This is a genomic window from Psychrobacillus sp. FSL K6-2843 (assembly GCF_038626375.1).
Lineage (GTDB): Bacteria > Bacillota > Bacilli > Bacillales_A > Planococcaceae > Psychrobacillus > Psychrobacillus faecigallinarum.
In genome coordinates this window covers 2,586,946-2,607,866 of record NZ_CP152021.1, presented here as the reverse complement: position 1 = coordinate 2,607,866, position 20,921 = coordinate 2,586,946, and the positions used below count along the sequence as shown (strand labels likewise).

Annotated in this window: 20 protein-coding genes and 1 riboswitch; of the genes, 19 read left to right on the top strand and 1 reads right to left on the bottom strand. The window is 38.0% G+C overall.

Annotated features, from left to right (window positions below; translation table 11 throughout):
- Nucleotide 1 precedes the first annotated feature (1 nt).
- The 12 genes from MKY94_RS13165 to MKY94_RS13110 all read left to right on the top strand — a co-directional run bounded on the left by MKY94_RS13165 (nt 2) and on the right by MKY94_RS13110 (nt 14,531).
- The gene (locus MKY94_RS13165) at nt 2–544 is read left to right on the top strand and encodes a CvpA family protein (RefSeq protein ID WP_144535516.1); all 543 of its coding nucleotides are present in this window, start codon (nt 2–4) and stop codon (nt 542–544) included.
- A gap of 66 nt (nt 545–610) precedes the next feature.
- Nucleotides 611–2,314, top strand: coding sequence for a DNA polymerase/3'-5' exonuclease PolX (gene polX, locus MKY94_RS13160; protein WP_342577178.1), 1,704 nt, complete (start codon nt 611–613; stop codon nt 2,312–2,314).
- Nucleotides 2,315–2,329: 15 nt separating this feature from the next.
- Complete coding sequence (locus MKY94_RS13155) at nt 2,330–4,693, top strand: endonuclease MutS2 (protein WP_342577176.1); 2,364 nt, start codon at nt 2,330–2,332, stop codon at nt 4,691–4,693.
- Between the two features lie 143 nt (nt 4,694–4,836).
- A complete protein-coding gene (locus tag MKY94_RS13150) occupies nt 4,837–5,247 on the top strand; it encodes a DUF350 domain-containing protein (protein ID WP_144535521.1) in 411 nt (136 codons plus the stop codon).
- 435 nt (nt 5,248–5,682) lie between these two features.
- Nucleotides 5,683–7,380: an AMP-binding protein gene (locus tag MKY94_RS13145; RefSeq protein ID WP_342577175.1), complete on the top strand. Its 1,698-nt coding sequence runs from the start codon at nt 5,683–5,685 to the stop codon at nt 7,378–7,380.
- Nucleotides 7,381–7,468: 88 nt separating this feature from the next.
- The gene (locus MKY94_RS13140) at nt 7,469–8,050 is read left to right on the top strand and encodes a TetR/AcrR family transcriptional regulator (RefSeq protein WP_144535525.1); all 582 of its coding nucleotides are present in this window, start codon (nt 7,469–7,471) and stop codon (nt 8,048–8,050) included.
- 15 nt (nt 8,051–8,065) lie between these two features.
- The gene (locus MKY94_RS13135) at nt 8,066–8,839 is read left to right on the top strand and encodes an enoyl-CoA hydratase (protein WP_144535527.1); all 774 of its coding nucleotides are present in this window, start codon (nt 8,066–8,068) and stop codon (nt 8,837–8,839) included.
- A 21-nt stretch (nt 8,840–8,860) separates the two neighbouring features.
- Nucleotides 8,861–9,634 carry an electron transfer flavoprotein subunit beta/FixA family protein gene (locus MKY94_RS13130; protein WP_144535529.1) on the top strand — a complete coding sequence of 258 codons (774 nt, stop codon included), beginning with the start codon at nt 8,861–8,863 and terminating at the stop codon, nt 9,632–9,634.
- A gap of 87 nt (nt 9,635–9,721) precedes the next feature.
- The gene (locus tag MKY94_RS13125) at nt 9,722–10,699 is read left to right on the top strand and encodes an electron transfer flavoprotein subunit alpha/FixB family protein (protein ID WP_342577173.1); all 978 of its coding nucleotides are present in this window, start codon (nt 9,722–9,724) and stop codon (nt 10,697–10,699) included.
- A 130-nt stretch (nt 10,700–10,829) separates the two neighbouring features.
- Nucleotides 10,830–11,144, top strand: coding sequence for a thioredoxin (gene trxA / locus MKY94_RS13120; protein ID WP_144535532.1), 315 nt, complete (start codon nt 10,830–10,832; stop codon nt 11,142–11,144).
- A 52-nt stretch (nt 11,145–11,196) separates the two neighbouring features.
- Complete coding sequence (uvrC, locus tag MKY94_RS13115; protein ID WP_342577172.1) at nt 11,197–12,987, top strand: excinuclease ABC subunit UvrC; 1,791 nt, start codon at nt 11,197–11,199, stop codon at nt 12,985–12,987.
- A 43-nt stretch (nt 12,988–13,030) separates the two neighbouring features.
- Nucleotides 13,031–13,206, top strand: a riboswitch (Lysine riboswitch).
- Between the two features lie 104 nt (nt 13,207–13,310).
- On the top strand, nt 13,311–14,531 hold the full coding sequence (locus MKY94_RS13110; protein ID WP_342577171.1) for an aspartate kinase: 1,221 nt from the start codon (nt 13,311–13,313) through the stop codon (nt 14,529–14,531).
- 61 nt (nt 14,532–14,592) lie between these two features.
- Here MKY94_RS13110 and MKY94_RS13105 read toward each other — a convergent pair whose 3' ends face one another.
- Nucleotides 14,593–15,006 carry a YslB family protein gene (locus tag MKY94_RS13105; RefSeq protein WP_191696790.1) on the bottom strand — a complete coding sequence of 138 codons (414 nt, stop codon included), beginning with the start codon at nt 15,004–15,006 and terminating at the stop codon, nt 14,593–14,595.
- Nucleotides 15,007–15,297: 291 nt separating this feature from the next.
- Here MKY94_RS13105 and MKY94_RS13100 point away from each other — a divergent pair, with 291 nt between their 5' ends.
- From MKY94_RS13100 to racE, 7 genes are all read left to right on the top strand, one after another.
- A complete protein-coding gene (locus tag MKY94_RS13100) occupies nt 15,298–15,909 on the top strand; it encodes a succinate dehydrogenase cytochrome b558 subunit (protein WP_151113595.1) in 612 nt (203 codons plus the stop codon).
- Nucleotides 15,910–15,955: 46 nt separating this feature from the next.
- The gene (sdhA, locus tag MKY94_RS13095) at nt 15,956–17,716 is read left to right on the top strand and encodes a succinate dehydrogenase flavoprotein subunit (protein ID WP_144535540.1); all 1,761 of its coding nucleotides are present in this window, start codon (nt 15,956–15,958) and stop codon (nt 17,714–17,716) included.
- Nucleotides 17,717–17,718: 2 nt separating this feature from the next.
- Entirely contained in the window at nt 17,719–18,495 is a 777-nt protein-coding gene (sdhB, locus tag MKY94_RS13090) for a succinate dehydrogenase iron-sulfur subunit (protein WP_186318036.1), read from the top strand.
- 295 nt (nt 18,496–18,790) lie between these two features.
- Complete coding sequence (locus MKY94_RS13085; protein ID WP_154310487.1) at nt 18,791–19,243, top strand: thioesterase family protein; 453 nt, start codon at nt 18,791–18,793, stop codon at nt 19,241–19,243.
- 61 nt (nt 19,244–19,304) lie between these two features.
- Nucleotides 19,305–19,529, top strand: a complete 225-nt coding sequence (locus tag MKY94_RS13080) for a LuxR C-terminal-related transcriptional regulator (RefSeq protein ID WP_225215939.1) — start codon at nt 19,305–19,307, stop codon at nt 19,527–19,529.
- A 77-nt stretch (nt 19,530–19,606) separates the two neighbouring features.
- Nucleotides 19,607–20,065: a MarR family transcriptional regulator gene (locus MKY94_RS13075; protein WP_144535545.1), complete on the top strand. Its 459-nt coding sequence runs from the start codon at nt 19,607–19,609 to the stop codon at nt 20,063–20,065.
- A 9-nt stretch (nt 20,066–20,074) separates the two neighbouring features.
- The gene (racE, locus tag MKY94_RS13070) at nt 20,075–20,872 is read left to right on the top strand and encodes a glutamate racemase (protein ID WP_144535547.1); all 798 of its coding nucleotides are present in this window, start codon (nt 20,075–20,077) and stop codon (nt 20,870–20,872) included.
- Nucleotides 20,873–20,921: the final 49 nt, after the last annotated feature.

Sequence of the window (20,921 nt, the reverse complement as noted above, 5' to 3'; positions counted from 1 at the left end):
AATGTTAGATTTAATTATCCTGATTTTATTAATTGCCGGCTTTGTAACTGGCGCTAGACGTGGGTTGATCGTTCAACTTATTCATATGACGGGCTTCATCGTTGCCCTCATCGTCGCCTATATCTATTATAAACCACTGGCAGACAAATTTGTTCTGTGGATACCATTTCCTGCAGTGACCTCAGATTCATCATTAACAATTGCAGTAGAAACATTGGACCTAGACCAAACGTTTTACCGGATTATCGCGTTTACTTTAATTTTTATGGTTGTTAAGTTTGGCTTACAATTAATAGCCTCCATGTTTGATTTTTTAAAGTATTTGCCTATACTAGGCTTTGTGAGTAATGTTGCAGGAGCAATACTAGGATTTATTGAGTTTTATTTCATCATATTCGTCCTTTTATATGTTTTTGCGCTATTGCCAATTGAATTTATACAAAATATTACATCAGGTTCATTCTTAACTTCATGGATGCTTGAACATACACCAATCCTATCTGAGATGGTTAAAAACTGGTGGTATATTTATTTAGAAAAGTAATATCTAGTATGTAAGAAGAACTTCTCTCAGTAGAGGGAAGTTTTTTTAAATAGAGGAGGTCTACTCATGGACAAAAAGACAATTATTAAAACGTTAGAAAAAATCGCGTTATATATGGAACTCCAAGGAGAAAATCCTTTTAAGGTGTCTGCTTTTCGTAAGGCTGCCCAAGTTTTAGAGTTAGACGATCGTAGCTTATCTGAGATGGACAATATTACTTCCCTGAAGGGAATTGGAGCAGCAACAGGAGCAGTGATCAACGATTTAATCGAAACTGGTGAGTCCTCTCTGCTTAAGGAAATGCAAGAATCTGTGCCAGGCGGACTTTTACCTATGTTAAAGATTCCAGGTCTTGGAGGAAAGAAAATCGCCAAGCTTTATAAAGAATTAGGTGTTGATTCGATTGAGTCCTTAAAGATTGCATGTGAGGAAGGTAAGGTTAAAGGACTAGCGGGATTTGGAGCTAAAACAGAAGAAAAAATATTAGCACAGCTAGAAGTCTTTCAAACAAAACCTGAGAGAACCGCTATTTGGCAGCTTGAGCCTATTGTTGCCTTTATCGAAGGTATTTTAGCAAGCATGGATACTGTTGTTAAGTATTCTGTGGCAGGTTCCTATCGAAGAGTAAAGGAATCTAGTAAGGATATCGACTTTATCGTAGCAACGACTTCACCACTAAAGGTTAGAGAGGAATTGCTAGAGAAGCTCCCCCTACTAAAAGTGATTGCAGCAGGAGACACAAAGGTATCTGTAACCTTAGATGTAGAAAATGAGGTAGATGTTGATTTTAGGCTAGTGGAGCCTCATCAATACGCTTCCGCATTGCACCATTTTACCGGTTCAAAGGACCACAATATTAAAATGAGACAAATTGCCAAAGAAAAGGGTCTGAAAATAAGTGAATACGGGGTAGAGCAGGAAGATGGCTCCGTTCAGTCCTTTGAATCTGAAAAAGAATTCTATGCATACTTTGATTTACCTTTTATCCCGCCTACAATTCGAGAGGATGGAACAGAGCTAAACAAGCTAAAAATGATTCCTAGCCTTGTAACGTTAGAGGATATAAAGGGAGATTTTCATATGCACACTACCTGGTCAGATGGAGCTCACTCTATTGAAGAGATGGTAGAGGCATGTAGAGAAAAAGGATACTCTCATATTGTAATTACTGACCACTCTAATTATTTAAAAGTAGCAAACGGCCTTTCTAGGGAAAGACTGTTACAACAAATAGAAGCAATACATGTCATAAATGAAAAATATAATGATATAGAAATTTTCGCGGGTACAGAGATGGATATACTCCCAGATGGCTCTCTAGATTTTGATGATGAATTGCTTGAGCAGTTAGACTTTGTTATTGCTTCCATCCATTCAAGCTTTAGTCAATCACAGGACAAGATTATGGCAAGGCTGAGAACAGCAATTGAAAATCCACATGTTCATATGATTGCTCATCCTACGGGGAGAATTATTGGTAGCCGTACTGGCTACGATACGGATGTGCCGACTTTAATAGAGTGGGCAAGTGAATTCGGAAAGATATTAGAGCTAAATGCTAACCCGCATCGCTTGGATTTAGAAACAGTCTATTTAAAAATGGCGCAGGAAAAAGGTGTGCCAATTGCCATTAACACGGATGCGCATCATATAGATCAACTAAGATATATGGATGTAGGCGTCAAATATGCACAAAAAGCATGGCTTCAAAAAGAGAATATTGTTAATACATGGACATTAGATAAATTTAAACAATACTTGAAGAAATAATTAGGAGGTGCCTCGGTGATAGCTGAAAGAGCACTGAAAACTTTAGAATATTATAAAATCAGGGAAGAAGTAGGAAAATATTGTACTTCTTCTATTGGGAAATCTCATATCGAAAAATTAGTCCCTTCTGTAGATTATGAGGAAGTATCTATACTATTAGAGGAAATGGATGAGGGTCTCACAATTCTTCGCTTGAGAGGGAACGTTCCTATGGGAGGGATTGTAGATATCCGTCCGCATGCGAAACGTGCTCAAATTGGTGGGATGCTGAGTCCAATGGAGCTTATGGAAACTGCAAGCACTATTAGAGCAAGTAAAATTCTTCGAAACTTTTTAGAAAATATGGCAGAAACAGAATCTGTAGAGATTCCTCATTTTCTTTCAAAAAAGGATTCGTTACCTATTTTGACAGCATTAGAGCATGAGATAAACGACTGTATTGATGAAAACGGCAGCGTGCTAGATAGTGCGAGTAGTACATTACGTTCCATTCGTCAGCAACTGAGAATTCAGGTGAGTCGTGTCCGTGAGAAGCTAGAGAGCTACACACGTGGCGCTAATGCAGCGAAAATGCTATCTGATTCTATTATAACGATTAGAAACGACCGATATGTGATTCCGGTTAAATCGGAATATCGCAGCCATTACGGTGGCATTGTTCATGATCAATCTTCTTCTGGTCAAACTCTTTTCGTTGAACCTTCAGCTGTAGTCCAGATCAATAACGACATTCGGGCTTTAAAGGTGAAGGAACAGGAAGAAATTGAACGCATTCTTATACGTTTGACAGGTGAGGTTGAGGTTGTTGGGCATGAGATTTTCCTTTTAGTTAACATACTTGGAGAAATCGATGTCATTTTAGCAAAGGCTAAATATGGACAGGCAGAAAAATGTACTATGCCCCAAATCAACAATGATGGTTATATACGCTTAGTAAAAGCGAGACACCCTCTTATTCCAGTAGAACAAGCAGTTCCAAATACGATTGAATTCGGAAGAGAAATTACAGCGATAGTGATAACAGGTCCGAATACGGGCGGGAAAACCGTTACTTTGAAAACAGTTGGCCTTTGTACTCTAATGGCTCAAAGTGGAATACCGATTCCAGCGCTGGACGGGTCAGAGGTTGCTCTGTTTGAATCTGTATTTGCAGATATCGGAGACGAGCAATCGATCGAGCAAAGCTTAAGTACGTTCTCCTCTCATATGGTTAATATTGTGGATATTTTAAAGAAATATAACGATAAATCGTTAATCTTGTTTGACGAGCTTGGAGCAGGAACGGATCCTCAAGAGGGGGCAGCCCTAGCAATATCTATTCTTGATGCTGTCCACGGAACGGGTGCACGTGTCATGGCAACTACCCATTACCCTGAGCTAAAGGCATATGGTTATAACCGACCAGGTGTAGCCAATGCCAGTGTGGAGTTTGACATTGAAACACTAAGCCCGACCTATAAGCTTTTAATTGGTGTACCTGGACGAAGCAATGCGTTTGAAATTTCCGAGCGCTTAGGTCTACCAAGCCATATAATTTCACAGGCTCAAACCTTTACTGGAACGGATCGAGGAGAGGTAAACTCCATGATAGCCTCATTAGAGGATAGCCGTAGGCAAGCAGAGCGAGATGCAGAAGAAACTGAGGTCGAGTTAGAAAAAGCTAAGCGCCTAAAAGACGACCTCGAGCAAAAGTTGGCTGAGTATGACGAAAAGAAAGAAAAACTAGAGCAAAAAGCAAAGGAAAAAGCGAGAAAGATTGTGGAAGAAGCAAGAAGAGAAGCGGATGAAATCATCAGTGAGCTACGAAAAATGCAGTCAAATACGCATAAGCTTGTGAAAGAGCATGAGCTAATAGATGCTAAAAAACGTTTAGATGAAGCCCTTCCGAACAATCCAGTTTTGAAGAAGCAGAAAAAATTGAATGAACAGGCAAAAGAATTAAAGTCGGGCGATGAGGTGAAGGTACTAAGCTTTGGCCAAAAAGGGACCTTACTTGAAAAAGTATCGAAAACTGAGTGGTCCGTTCAGATTGGGATGCTCAAGATGAAGTTAGACGAGGCAGACTTAGAATATATTAAACCTGAAAAGCAGAAACAATCAGTATCAGTTAATGCTGTTAGAGGAAGAGATTCACATGTAAAGCTTGAGCTAGACCTACGTGGAGAGCGATACGAGGATGCTATACTTCGAACTGAAAAATATATAGATAATGCTATTTTGGCTAATTATCCACGAGTTTCTATTATCCACGGGAAAGGTACTGGCGTCCTAAGACAGGCGATACAACAGTACTTGAAAAATCATTCTCGAGTGAAAAGTTATCGATTTGGTGAAGCGGGCGAAGGTGGCCATGGAGTAACTGTAGTTGAACTAAAATAACATGGATGGAAGGAAAGAGATACAGATTTTGTGTACTTCTGTCATCTCTTTATTTACGATACTTATTCAAATAAATATATATTATGTTGAAACTTTTCAACTACCCATCCGTATAGAAAGAAAAGTTTGAGAGGGGCTATATCATGCTGCTAGGTAGTTTTTGGTCAAATCCATTAGTAGAATCTGCAGGTTATTTTAGTGTCGTTGTTTTATGTTTAATTGTTTCCATGGTTTTGTTTGAAATAGTGACCAAATATAAAAACTGGCAGGAAATTAAAAATGGAAATGTTGCAGTGGCATTAGCTACTGGTGGGAAAATATTTGGTGTGTGTAATATTTTTAAATACTCCATTGAAGAGCATAATTCCCTTTTTGAGATGATAGGCTGGGGATTATATGGCTTTGCATTACTAATTGTAGCTTATTGGCTTTTCGAGTTTTTAACTCCAAGTTTTAATGTCGATAAAGAAATAGAAAATGATAATCGCTCTGTTGGATTTATCTCGTTAATTATTTCCGTTGGATTATCATTTGTAATTGGTGCGAGTATTTAATTAGGAGAGATAAAGATGGAAAAATTGTCGAAAATATTGATTGTAGTTGGAATATTTTTTCTAGCAATCGGCATAATATATATAGTAAAAAATTCATAGAACTAATTTAAACCCTAAACGAGGCTGTAATAATGCGTGTGTAATTCAAATTAATGAATTAGCGGATTATTGCGGTCTCTTTTTTTTAGGAAAAGAAAGTAAATGCTTCCTTTTCCAATTATTTATCAAACTACTACTGCCTTGTCCTGCGTGGTCAAATGGATAAAAGCTATGATAATTGTGTAACCGCTTTCTCGCTTTCTCCCTTTTGCATGTCAGGGCAGGCACAAGCGCTAATATTTTTCTTGTTTTATGAATTGAATTGTCATTCATTTTTATCTATAATAAAAAATAGGAATATTCACTCTATTAAAATCGTACAAAGGGGGCAAACAAATGATTGAAAAACCATGGCTTTCTCACTATCCGCCGGAAGTTCCACACAGGCTTGACTATGAATCTATTCCCGTCCAAGAGTATCTTACGAGAGCGTACAAGAAATTTCCAATGAAGATAGCTATACATTTCATGGGGAGAGATGTAACTTACAAAGAGCTATATGAATCATCAATGAAGTTTGCGAATTATTTGCAGTCATTAGGTCTGCAAAGTGGCGAAAGAGTAGCAATCATGCTACCGAACTGTCCACAAGGGGTTATAGGTTATTACGGGATTCTGTATGCTGGAGGTATTGTCGTTCAAACAAATCCTCTATACACCGAACGTGAGGTAGCTTATCAATTAAAGGATTCAGGAGCTAAAATTATTTTGGCTATGGATATTCTTTACCCTCGAATAACTAAGGTTATTAAAGAAACAAATTTGGAAAACTTAATTATTACAGGGATTAAGGATTACTTACCTTTTCCTAAAAACCTCATTTATCCTTTTATTCAGAAGAAGCAATATGGATTTAGTGTAAAAGTAGAGCATCGGGGGATGAACCATCTATTTACTGAAATTATGAAGGTTGGAAAGATGGATTCGATTTCTTTACCATTTGATTTTAATGAAGATATAGCTCTTCTACAATACACAGGTGGTACGACTGGCTTTCCTAAAGGAGTTATGCTCACACATAAAAATTTGATTGCAAACGCTTCGATGTGCGGTGCTTGGTTGCATGAATGTCGTGAAGGTGAAGAGTCAATTTTAGGAATTTTACCTTTCTTTCATGTGTATGGAATGACTACTGTTATGATTTTCTCTGTTATGCAAGGAAATCGTATGGTATTATTACCTAAGTTTGATGTAGAAACTGCTTTAAAAACAATTGATAAACAAAAACCTACATTGTTTCCTGGTGCACCAACTATGTATATAGGGATTTTAAATCATCCAGATGTAAAAAAATATGATTTATCCTCTATCGTAGCTTGTTTAAGTGGCTCGGCACCTCTACCAGCAGAAGTTCAGGAAAAATTTGAAAAAGTTACAGGTGGAAGACTGGTAGAAGGCTATGGCTTAACTGAAACTTCTCCAGTAACACATGCTAATTTAATCTATAGTGCAGATCGAGTAAAAGGTTCCATCGGTGTTCCTTGGCCTGATACGGAAGCAACTATTTTTGGACCAGAATCCACGGACCCATTACCTTATGGTGAAATAGGAGAAATCGCTGTAAAGGGACCACAGGTAATGAAAGGCTATTGGAATCGTCAAGAGGATACTGATATGACGATGAGAGATGGTTGGTTGCTAACAGGTGATTTAGGGTACATGGATGAAAACGGTTTCTTTTATATTGTAGACCGTAAAAAAGATCTTATTATTGCTGGTGGTTATAATATTTATCCTCGTGATGTGGAGGAGGTTCTTTACGAACATCCTGCAGTACAGGAATGTGTAGTTGCAGGTGTACCTGATCCATATCGTGGCGAGACTGTAAAAGCCTATATAGTTGTAAAAGAGGGAATGACTGCAACTGAGGAAGAGCTTAATACACATTGTCGCGAAAATCTCGCATCATTTAAAGTTCCAAGGATTTATGAATTTAGGAAAGAGCTTCCAAAAACAGCTATCGGAAAAATATTAAGAAGAAACCTGATAGACGAAGAAAGAGAAAAATTGAAGCAGGTGGCAGTACAGAGTTAATTGTTTATTGACAATATAAAAAATTGAATATAAAATAAAAATATGAATGAATCATCATTCATATTTTTATTTTTTGGTGGTGAATTCATTGAAGAAAGACAAACCTAAGTATAAGCAAATTATTGACGCTGCAATCATTGTTATAGCAGAGAATGGATACCATCAGTCTCAGGTTTCTAAAATAGCTAAACAAGCTGGCGTTGCAGATGGAACAATCTATTTGTACTTCAAAAACAAGGAAGATATTTTAATATCGGTTTTTGAAGAAAAAATGGAAGTTTTTGCGGATAACTTGAAGGAAATTTTAAAAGAGAATATCAGTGCTTCTGATAAGTTGTATAAAATGATCGAAAATCATTTTAAGGTGCTTGCTAGTAATAGGCATCTAGCAACTGTAACTCAATTGGAGCTACGTCAATCTAACCTAGCGTTACGTTTGCGAATAAATGCTATCTTAAAAAATTATTTGACATTACTCGACACTATCTTAAAAGAAGGTATTGAAAACGAGGAATTCGAAAATTCTGTAGATATTCGCTTAGCAAGACAAATGGTTTTTGGTACAATTGATGAGACGACTACTTCCTGGGTGATGAATGAGTATAAATATGACTTAGTCGGACTAACAGAAAAAGTACATCGTCTATTACTAAAAGGTATAACAACCTAAAAGGGATGTGGGTAGATGGAGTTTTTGTCATGGAATGTCGAAAATCATGTAGCAACCGTTACGCTGAATCGTCCTCCTGCAAATGCATTAGCTAGGGGTGTTATTTTAGAGGTTAATAGCTTGCTAGATGAGGTGGAGCACGATGAAAATGTTCGTGTTATCCTTCTAAAAGGGGAAGGTCGATTCTTTTCTGCAGGAGCAGACATTAAAGAATTTACCACTGTGACTTCTGGAGAGGAGTTCTCGAAGCTAGCTTCTAGCGGACAAACTATATTCGAAAGAGTCGAAACATTTCCAAAACCGGTGATTGCAGCCATTCATGGTGCAGCACTTGGTGGGGGACTTGAGTTGGCCATGAGCTGTCATATTCGATTGGTCGCTGAAAATGCTAAACTTGGTTTGCCAGAGCTACAGTTAGGTTTAATACCAGGATTCGCTGGTACCCAACGCCTTCCACGATATGTAGGGTTTGCTAAGGCGGCAGAAATGCTACTAACAAGTGAACCAATCAGTGGAAAGGATGCGGCAGCATTTGGGCTAGCTAATCATGCTTATCCAGAGGAAGAATTGTTTGAAAAAGCAGGGGAGCTAGCAAACAAAATTGCTACGAAAAGCCCTGTTGCCGTGAAGGCTGCTTTGGAAATGCTTCAATTTGTGAAGACTTCATCTTATCACGAAGGGGTAAAAGCAGAAGCAAACGCTTTTGGAACAGTATTTGTTTCAGAGGATGCCAAAGAAGGTATTTCAGCATTTATTGAAAAAAGACAGCCTGTCTTTAAAGGTAAATAACAATATTGGGAGGACTTCAACATGAATATTTATGTTCTAGTTAAACGCACGTTCGATACAGAGGAGAAAATTGTTGTAAGTGGTGGAAAAATTCAAGAGGATGGTGCTGAGTTCATCATCAACCCATACGATGAGTATGCAATCGAGGAAGCTATCCAAGTTCGCGACGCACACGGTGGTGAAGTTACAGTCATTACAATGGGTGGCGAGGATGCTGAAAAACAACTACGTACAGCTTTAGCAATGGGTGCTGACAAAGCAGTTCTGATCAATACAGAAGATGATGTTGAAGAAATGGACCAATTCACTGCGGCTCATATAATTTCCGAATACTTAAAAGACAAGGATGTAGATTTAATCTTAGCTGGAAACGTTGCGATCGATGGCGGTTCAGGTCAAGTTGGACCACGCGTTGCAGAATTGTTAGGTATAAACTATGTAACTACTATTACTAACCTAGAAATCGATGGAACAACTGCTACGATCAAACGTGACGTTGAAGGGGACACAGAAATTTTAGAAGCATCTTTACCTCTTTTAGTTACTGCACAGCAAGGTTTAAATGAGCCACGCTATCCTTCTTTACCGGGAATAATGAAGGCTAAGAAAAAACCTTTAGAAGAACTAGAATTAGATGACCTTGATATTGATGAAGATGACATAGAGGCAAAAACAGAAACAATAGAAATTTACTTACCTCCTAAAAAGGAAGCTGGAAAAGTTTTAGAGGGAGAACTAGCTGATCAAGTAAAAGAGCTAGTGAGCCTACTTCATTCAGAAGCGAAAGTAGTATAACTTTTACGGTTAAGTTTCTAGTAATCTATGAACTGTCTTGTTAAGTAAAGAGGGTTCGAATCATTTATTAAATGGGAGGAACAAATCATGTCTAAAAAAGTATTAGTTTTAGGGGAAGCACGTGAAGGTGCACTTCGTAATGTATCATATGAATCAATCGCTGCAGCAAAGCAAATTTCTGACGGTGGGGAAGTAGTAGCAGTATTACTAGGAGATGCAGTTCAAGATTTAGCTGCTGAGCTAGGAAAATACGGTGCAGACCGTGTGATTACTGTAGAGCATCCACACTTGAAACAATATACTTCTGATGGCTATGGTCAAGCTTTTATGGCCGTAATCGATCAAGAAAACCCCGAAGCAATTGTATTTGGTCATACAGCTCTTGGAAAAGATCTATCTCCTAAAATCGCTAGTAAATTACAAATCGGTCTAATTTCCGATGTAACAGCTATCGAAGGAGAAGGGGAAGATGCAGTATATATTCGTCCAATCTATTCTGGTAAAGCTTTTGAAAAAGTTAAAGTTAAAGAAGGTATTAAGTTCATCACAATTCGTCCAAACAACATCGCACCACTTGTAAAAGACGATAGCAAATCATGTGACGTTTCTTCTCTATCAGTTGACATCACAAATCTACGCACAATCATTAAAGAAGTAGTACGTAAATCTACGGAAGGCGTAGACTTATCAGAGGCGAAGGTTGTTATCGCGGGTGGACGTGGAGTGAAGAGTGAGGAAGGATTTGCACCATTAAAAGAGCTTGCGAACGTGTTAGGTGGAGCAGTTGGAGCTTCTCGTGGAGCTTGTGATGCTGACTACTGTGATTATTCACTACAAATCGGCCAAACTGGTAAGGTTGTAACTCCTGACCTTTATATCGCGGCTGGTATTTCTGGAGCAATTCAGCATTTAGCAGGTATGTCTAACTCTAAAATTATTGTGGCGATTAACAAGGATCCAGAAGCTAATATCTTTAAAGTCGCTGACTATGGAATTGTCGGAGACTTGTTTGAAGTTATCCCGATGCTAACAGAAGAATTCAAAAAGCTTAAAGTGAATGCATAAAAAATGCTCGGCTCTTTTTGGGCCGAGTTTTTGTGTGAATAAATGAAATTTACGTGTGTAAGCTAAATTGTAGATGAAGCATTTTTTGTCTGCTATAATCTATTTAGAGTTAATAAAGGAGGAATTATATATGGCAATTGTTCATGGAACAGATCAAACCTTCTCACAAGAAGTTGAAAAAGGATTAGTATTAGTAGATTTTTGGGCAACATGGTGCGGACCATGTAAAATGATTGCTCCAGTTCTAGAAGAAATGGATGCTGAAATGAGCGAGAAAGTTAAAATCGTTAAAGTTGACGTAGATGAGAACCAAGCGACTGCAAGTCAATTCGGTATCATGTCAATCCCAACATTAGTGTTATTTAAAGATGGTCAGCCAGTAGACAAAGCTGTTGGTTTCCAACCAAAAGAAGCACTAGTTCAATTCGTTGAGAAAAACGCATAATAATAAAAACCGGGTCCTCTAAGGCGCCCGGTTTTTTTAAACAGGTGATGAGATGAACGAACTAATTCAACAGAAATGTGCAATCCTACCAGATCAACCGGGCTGTTATTTGATGAAGGATCGGCAAGGCACTATTATATATGTAGGAAAAGCAAAAGTATTAAAAAATCGTGTAAGATCTTATTTTACCGGTTCACATGATGGAAAAACTCAAAGATTAGTACAAGAGATAGTGGACTTCGAATATATCGTTACATCGTCTGAGCTAGAGGCATTGATCTTGGAGCTCCATTTGATCAAAAAGCATGATCCAAAATACAATATCATGCTTAAGGACGATAAGACGTACCCATATATAAAAATTACAGGGGAAAAGAACCCAAAGCTAATTATTACAAGACAAGTAAAAAAGGACAAAGGGAAATATTTTGGACCCTATCCAAACTCCCATTCTGCCCATGAAACGAAAAAGCTGCTGGATAGACTATATCCATTAAGAAAGTGTCAAAAGCTACCTAGTCAAGTTTGTCTTTACTATCATATTGGTCAGTGCTTAGCTCCATGTGTAAAGGAAATTGATGAACCAACATACACAGAAATAATTCACGAAATCTCTAGTTTCCTTAATGGTGGACATGGTAAGGTCAAGAAAGAACTGACAGAAAAAATGAATGCTGCAGCGGAACAGCTTGAGTTTGAACGAGCTAAAGAATACCGCGATCAAATTGCCCACATTGATCAAGTTATGGAAAAACAAAAAATGACGATGAATGATTTCACGAACCGTGATATTTTCGGATATTCAGTAGACAAAGGGTGGATGTGCGTCCAAGTCTTTTTTGTGCGCCAAGGTAAACTGATAGAAAGAGATGTGTCGCTATTCCCGATGTATCGTGACCCGGAGGAAGAGTTTCTTACGTTTCTAGGCCAGTTTTATGCCAAACCTGAACACATCAAGCCAAAGGAAATATTCGTCCCAAATACTACCGATTTGGATTTGGCGTCTGAGCTGCTGCAAATGAAGGTCATTATTCCACAAAAGGGAGCAAAAAAGAACTTAGTAGATCTGGCTCAAAAAAATGCTTCAATTGCATTGAAAGAAAAATTTCACTTAATCGAACGTCAAGAGGAGCGGACAGTTGGGGCTGTAGAGGAATTAGGTCAATTGATGGGAATTAGCATGCCAAGCAGAATCGAAGCATTTGATAATTCACATATCCATGGGACAGATGCAGTTTCAGCCATGGTAGTTTTTGTTGATGGCAGAGCATATAAAAAAGATTATCGTAAATATAAAACTAGAACAGCAGCCAAGCATGATGACTATGGAGCGATGCGCGAGGTTGTTCGAAGAAGATACACAAGAGTACTAAAAGAAAGACTGCCACTTCCTGACCTTATCATTATTGATGGTGGTAAAGGACAAATAGAGGCTGCTCGCGAAATTATTGAAGATGAATTGGGCTTAGATATACCTATTGCAGGACTAGCCAAGGATACGAAACACCAAACTTCTTCTTTGCTTTATGGTGATCCCTTAATGATTATACCTATGAAGCGGACTAGCGAGGCATTCTATTTATTACAAAGGATTCAAGATGAGGTCCATCGTTTTGCTATCACATTCCATCGTCAACAAAGAGGGAAGCATACGATTGCTTCTTCATTAGATGGAATAGAAGGAATCGGACCAAAGCGAAAAAAACTACTACTCAAGCATTTTGGCTCCGTCAAACGAATGCAAGCTGCATCTAGGGAAGAGTTAATCGAATCTGGGCTTCCTAGTAAATTAGCAGATAATCTAATTGCTCATTTTCGGAAAAATTTATTGTCTTCTGAATAATCTTATGTTATCTTTAAAACAATTTAATATTCACTATTCAAACAGTGAAGATAGAGGTGCGAATTGCAATAGTACTAATCATGAGGATGAAAGATCCATTGAGGGGTTAGGAAAGGGTTGTTCGCCGAAATATAGAAAAGCTTTTCCTTTTCTATGTTGGTTCTGTATTTAAGAGATGCAGGATTGTCAGAATATATATTCTGGAGGGCTATCTCACATGGGCAATTGTTTTTTGACCGTGTATGAGAAGAGTTAGCTTTCCGCAATCTTGTGGAAAGCTTTTTTTATTGTATCCCGACAGAGACAAAAGGGGAGATAGGTTAATGAGTAAAATTGTTATGAAATTTGGCGGAACTTCTGTAGGCACTCTCGACAAAATAACGAATGTCGCAAAAAGGATTCAAAATGAAAAAGAAAAAGGCCACGATATTGTAGTAGTTGTTTCTGCAATGGGTAAAACAACTGATGATTTAAATTTGTTGGCAAGTAAAATCACCGATAGTCCTGTAAAAAGAGAGATGGATATGTTGTTGTCAACAGGGGAACAAGTGACGATGTCCTTGCTTGCAATACAATTGAACTCACTTGGTGTGGAAGCCCTATCTCTCACAGGTTGGCAAGCAGGCATCCAAACAGACGATGTACATAGAAATGCGAAGATCAGTCAACTAGATGGCAACAAGATAAATGAATATCTTGATGGTAACCAAGTAGTAATTGTCGCAGGATTTCAAGGGATTTCTTTGGAGGGGGAAATCACTACCTTAGGAAGAGGAGGATCAGATACTACTGCCGTCGCTGTTGCAGCTGCGATAGATGCAGAAATATGTGATATTTACACAGACGTAGATGGCATTTATACTTCAGATCCTCGTTATATATTAGATGCTAGAAAACTAGAGCAGTTGGAATATGATGAGATGTTAGAGTTAGCCAATTTAGGCGCTGGAGTGTTGCACCCCCGAGCAGTGGAGTTTGCAAAAAACTATAAAATACCACTTAGAGTACGATCAAGCTATGAAGAAACAGAAGGAACAATTTTAAAGGAGGAAGTAGATGTGGAAAATAATTTAGTAGTACGTGGGGTAGCGTTTGAATCAGATATAGTACGTTTGACTATAGAGTATGAAGTGCCTTTTAATGGTTCGCTAGCTTCCATTTTCACTACACTCGCTAATAATAATATAGACGTAGACATTATTGTCCAATCAATCGTTGAGGGCATTAAGCCAACAGTTTCGTTCTCTATCAAAAAGGAATCACTTTCAGAAGCAATTGAGGTTTTAGAAACAAATAAAAAAACATTAGGTTTTACTTTTGCTGATTTTGAGGTTGGCCTAGCTAAAGTATCGATAGTAGGATCGGGAATGGTATCTAATCCAGGTGTTGCTGCCCAAATGTTTGACCGTCTTAGTAAGGAGAACATACCTGTCAAAATGGTAAGCACCTCAGAGATTAAAGTTTCTGTAGTAGTACCTCAGGGGAATATGATCCAAGCTGCTAATGCCTTGCATAATGAATTTGAATTGGCTATCAGCCGATAATTCTATATTTAAAGAGGATTGTCGTTTTACCTACAATCCTCTTTTTTGTATACATGCTGTTTTATCGCGAACTTTTTAAATCCCATTTTATATGAAAAGTGACCATTCCAGTTTTTTTGACAAGCTCATCATAGCACTCGGTCTCATAGCCGCCAATTTTTTGTTGCTGCTCCGCAAGAAAACCTGCCTCTAGTCTATGACTTCTGTTAATCCCACTTTGAGGCAAATTAAAGGTTTCTAATATGTAATGAGCAGAATCCTTCGAAGTTTTTTCTAATTCAAGCTTTCCCCAACCAGCTTCTTGGAAGAAAGAGATGGCTTCTTCCATTGAATAGAGAGGAAATTTACGAGCGAGGTCTTTACCTGCCCAGTATAAAATATCTTTTTCATGTTTTCCGAGAATAGAAGCAAGCACGTGATCTCTTATTATTTCGTATCCAAAGGAAGTTACATGTGAATGTTCTTTTTCATTCAAGTAGCAACCCTTCTTTCTAAAAGAAAATGTAAATAAAAAACTATGAATCTATTTTAACATAAAATTTTTCTCGGGGATGGAATACTTTGTGAAAAGTTAATCTAATCATTATAGGGAAATGTGTCTGAAAGATGAATAAAATAAAGAAACATACCTTGACGCTCCAAAATGATGAGAGTACAATGGATATGTCATAAATTCGTAACAAGAAGGTGTGAACATGTGATGATTTATTGTTCTATTACAATAATTTAATCATCGCTAATTGGAAATCTGAGGGGGGTTACTGTTTTGTCGAAAGATCGCGAATTTTACATGCGTCGATTACATTCTTTACTAGGGATTATTCCAGTCGGATTATTTTTGACGCAACATTTAGTAGTTAACCATTTTGCTACAAGAGGAGAAGAGGCTTTTAACAAAGCTACTCATTTTATGGAAAGCCTTCCATTTGTGCTATTGCTGGAAATTTTCGTAATTTATATTCCTTTATTATTCCATGCATTTTATGGTATCTATATTGCATTTACTGTTAAGTATAATCCAAATAGATATGGCACATTAAGAAACTGGTTATTTATTTTACAACGATTCACAGGTATTTTCCTAGTGGTGTTTATTGCATGGCACATTTTTGAAACACGTTTCCAAAAAGCAATTGGTGCAAAAGAAGTTAACTTCAATATGATGAATGAAATCTTATCGAATCCTTGGATGTTAGCGTTTTATATTGTTGGGGTAGTTTCAGCTACATTCCACTTAGCTAACGGTATTTGGTCATTCCTTATAAGCTGGGGAATTACACAATCACCAAAATCTCAAAGAATTTCAACTTATGTAACATTAGTAATCTTCTTAGCGTTATCTGTAGTTGGTGTACAAGCACTTTTAGCATTCGTATAAGACCCTTCTACACCTAAGCTACTATAAATTTAAGGAGTGAAATAGCATGGCAAAAAGTAAACTTATTGTTGTCGGCGGTGGATTAGCTGGCTTAATGGCAACAATGAAAGCTGCTGAAGAAGGCACACAAGTAGATCTATTCTCATTAGTTCCTGTTAAACGCTCACACTCTGTTTGTGCTCAAGGCGGTATTAACGGAGCTGTAAATACAAAAGGTGAAGGGGATTCACCTGCAGTGCATTTAGATGATACTGTATATGGTGGAGACTTTTTAGCAAACCAACCCCCAGTTAAGGCAATGGCTGATGCCGCTCCAGGAATCATCCATTTATTTGACCGTATGGGTGTTATGTTCAACCGTACGCCAGAGGGCTTATTGGACTTCCGTCGTTTTGGAGGAACTTTAATGCACCGTACAGCATTTGCTGGTGCAACAACTGGTCAACAATTACTTTATGCGCTTGATGAGCAAGTTCGTCGTTATGAAGTAGAAGGATTAGTAACGAAGTACGAAGGCTGGGAATTCCTGGGTATTATAAAAGACCATGAAGGTACTTGTCGCGGTATTAAAGCGCAAAACCTTAACTCATCTGAAATCCGTGCTTTCCGTGGAGATGCAGTAATCATGGCAACAGGTGGACCTGGGATCATCTTCGGTAAAACAACTAACTCTATTATTAATACAGGCTCTGCAGCAAGTATCGTATATCAACAAGGAGCTTACTATGCAAACGGGGAATTCATTCAAATTCACCCAACTGCAATCCCTGGAGATGATAAACTACGTCTGATGTCAGAATCAGCTCGTGGTGAGGGTGGACGTATCTGGACATACAAAGACGGCAAACCATGGTACTTCCTAGAAGAGAAATATCCTGCATATGGTAACCTAGTACCACGTGATATTGCGACTCGTGAAATCTTTGATGTTTGTGTAAACCAAAAATTAGGTATTAATGGTGAAAACATGGTTTATCTAGATCTTTCACATAAGGACCCACATGAATTAGACGTTAAACTTGGTGGAATTATTGAAATCTATGAGAAATTTACTGGGGACGATCCTCGTAAAGTTCCTATGAAAATTTTCCCAGCAGTTCACTATTCAATGGGTGGATTATGGGTAGATTACGATCAAATGACTAACATTCCTGGTCTATTCGCTGCTGGTGAATGTGACTATTCTCAACATGGAGCTAACCGTTTAGGAGCTAACTCATTACTTTCTGCTGTATTTGGCGGAAGCGTAGCTGGGCCTAATGCAGTTAAATACATGAAAGGCCTTGCAACTCATGCAGAAGACTTGGATGCTTCAATTTATGAAAATGAAGTAAAACTTGAGCAAGAGAAGTGGGATCAAACACTAGCTATGAAAGGTACAGAAAACGCTTACCTAATTCATAAAGAACTAGGCGAGTGGATGACCGATAACGTAACAGTAGTACGTTATAATGACAAGCTAGAAGAAACTGATAAGAAAATCCAAGAGTTAATGGAAAGATACGAAAATATTAACATGGATGATACGCAACGTTGGTCTAACCAAGGTGCCTCATTTACGCGTCAATTGAAAAATATGTTATACTTAGCACGTGTTATCACGTTAGGAGCACTTCAACGTAATGAAAGCCGTGGAGCACATTACAAACCTGATTTCCCAGAACGTAATGACGAAGAATTCATGAAAACTACTATGGCTAAGTTTGACCCAGCTACAGGGGCTCCAATAATTCATTATGAAGAAATTGATGTATCACTTGTTGCTCCTCGTAAACGTGATTACTCATCAACGAAAGGAGCAAACTAATTATGGTGACGGCAACTGAAACCAAAAAAGTTCAAATAGAAGTATACCGTCAAGATACTCCTGAATCTGATCCCTACTGGGAAAAATTCGAAGTTAATTGGCGTCCAAATATGAACGTAATTTCCGCTTTAATGGAAATTCGTCAAAGACCAGTGAACACAGATGGTAAGGCTACTACTCCAGTAACTTGGGACATGAACTGCTTAGAGGAAGTTTGTGGAGCATGTTCTATGGTTATTAACGGTCGTCCACGTCAATCTTGTTCAACACTTATTGACCAATTGACTCAACCAATCAAATTAGCACCTATGAGTACTTTCCCTGTTGTACGTGACCTTCAAGTAGATAGAAGCCGCATGTTCGATGCTTTGAAAAAAGTAAAAGCATGGGTTCCAATTGATGGTTCTTATGACCTTGGAGAGGGTCCACGTATGCCTGAACGTAAACGTCAATGGGCTTACGAATTATCTAAGTGTATGACTTGTGGTGTATGTTTAGAGGCTTGTCCAAACGTAAATGATAATGCTTCATTTATCGGGCCAGCACCACTATCACAAGTTCGCTTGTTCAATGCTCATCCAACTGGAGCTATGAATAAGGACGAGCGTTTGAATGCAATTATGGGAGACGGAGGCCTTGCAAACTGTGGTAACGCACAAAACTGTGTTGTTGCTTGTCCAAAAGGTATTCCACTTACAACTTCTATCGCTGCATTGAACCGTGATACTACAGTTCAAATGTTCAAAAACTTCTTCGGAAGCGACAATATGGTTGACTAATATAGATAGAAAAAGCCTAGAATTTAAGATTCTAGGCTTTTTCTTATGGGGAAAATCTTAGATTACCGTGAGTAATGAGCGGCGAGTTGTTTATGACCGGATAGAAAAATTTATGACCGTTCGCGAAATTTTATAACCGGATAGTACTATTTATGATTGGAGTAGCTAAATAGCTGTAACATTTTAAAATTTTTCTTCTAAGCATTAGTTAGATTTTTAATTTTCTGATATAATTAAATGAATGGCTATTCATTTAATGGATATAGGCTAACTATTTTATAAAGGGGATTATTAGATGAGAGCAGCATACATAGAAAACTTAGAAGCATGGGAAAAGGAATTTTCATTTTACTCAGAGGTGAGTGTACGGTTTTCAGAAACGGATATGTACGGACATTTAAATAATACGGTTACTTTTGCATACTTCGAATACGCGCGTATTGAATACTTCAAAAATATAATGCTTATGAATGACTGGCTAAATCCTAAAGGGGATAAGATACCAGTTGTTGCCGATTTACAATGCGATTACCAGAAGCAAGTCTTTTTTGATGAGAAGCTTCGGATTTATGTAAAAGCTAATTCCGTTGGGGGATCATCAGTTGATATCCATTACATGGCAAAGAATGTAAAAGGGGAAATCGTATTCACAGGTAGAGGCTCTATCGTCCAAATTGATAAAAGAACTGGAAAAGCTGCAAAATGGACGGAAGAGGAAAGAGAAGTTTTTCAAAAGAGTATCAGCTAGCCGTCACCTACCATCCCCTTGCTACATACGTTAGTAGGAGAGTGGATAGGGGGCTATGGCATTGTACGATGGTAATCAGCAACGATCAATATTGACGAGCAGAGAGCGTCAAATATTTCAGTTATTAGTAGAAGATAATTCTACAAAAGACATTTCAATTCAGCTGTCTATTAGTGAAAAAACAGTTCGCAACCATATATCTAATACGATACAAAAATTAGGTGTATCAGGTAGATCACAAGCAATTGTTGAACTATTAAGACTTGGAGAATTATCATTGAATTGATTTGAATCCTTGCCATTTTCCTCAGAACAAGTCACAATAATAAGTAGGACGCATTGTTTTGAGGAGTGAAGTTATTAATGGCAGAAGAAAAAAATCAAGTTGAGTTAAATCACGAAGATGTTGCTTTTTTAGAAAAAGAGCTTCGGCATATATCAGGGATTATCAAACAGAGAGGGCGACAAATCCTTAATTCTTATACGATAACGCCTCCCCAATTTGTGGCACTTCAATGGCTTTTTGAAATTGGAGACATGACAATCGGGGATTTATCTAATAAAATGTATTTAGCTTTTAGTACCACAACGGATTTAATTGACCGTATGGAGAAGAGCGAATTGGTCCAGCGAGTAAGAGACGAGCAAGATCGTCGTGTCGTACGGATACATTTATTAAAAGAAGGCGAACGAATCATCGAAGAAGTAATTGACAAACGACAGCAGTATTTAAAAGACGTGCTAAAACAATTTGATCAAGACGAAGCAACAGCATTATCAACTTTATTAGCAAAATTACATCAAGAGATGAAAAAGAACTGAGGAATTGACGTGAAAGCCCCAATCGGTGTGATAGACTCTGGTGTGGGAGGATTGACAGTTGCAAAAGAAATTATGCGACTACTTCCCAACGAAGAAATTATTTATATAGGTGATACAGCTAGATGTCCTTATGGACCTAGAACTGGCAGTGAAGTTCGTAAATTCACATGGCAAATGGCAATTGCCTTGTCTAAAATGAATATAAAAATGCTCGTGATAGCATGTAATACTGCGACAGCAGTGGCTCTTAATTCACTAAGTAAAAAAATGCCATTTCCTGTAATTGGCGTTATTTTCCCAGGTGCAAGAGCAGCTATTAAGGCAACTAAAAAAAACGAAATCGTAGTCTTAGGTACAAGCGGTACTATTAAAAGTGGGGCGTATGAAGAGGCGATTGCTGCCTTAAATACATCAAGTAAGGTAATTCCCCTTGCTTGCCCTACTTTTGTGCCAATTGTAGAAAGTAATGAATATGAGGGTGATTTTGCTCACAAAATGGTTATAGAGGCTTTAGAGCCCTTAAAATCAGAGCATTTTGATACAGTAATCCTTGGTTGCACACACTATCCCTTACTACAAAAACATATCGAGAGTGTTGTTGGAAAGAACGTGCATGTTCTCTCCTCAGCAGAAGAAACTGCCCAGGATGTACTGGAGTACTTAGAGTATCATCATTTACAGAACCCTATTAAAGAAGCGAAGGAACCGATTTTCTATACAACCGGATCTGTTCCTATCTTTAAAACGATTGTAGAAAAGTGGTTAGAAATGTCGAACGCAGATGTTAGAACAATTTCATTTAATTGACCCTGTTAGGAGAATCCTCAAATAGCGGGGTTTTCTTTTGCTCAGGTGA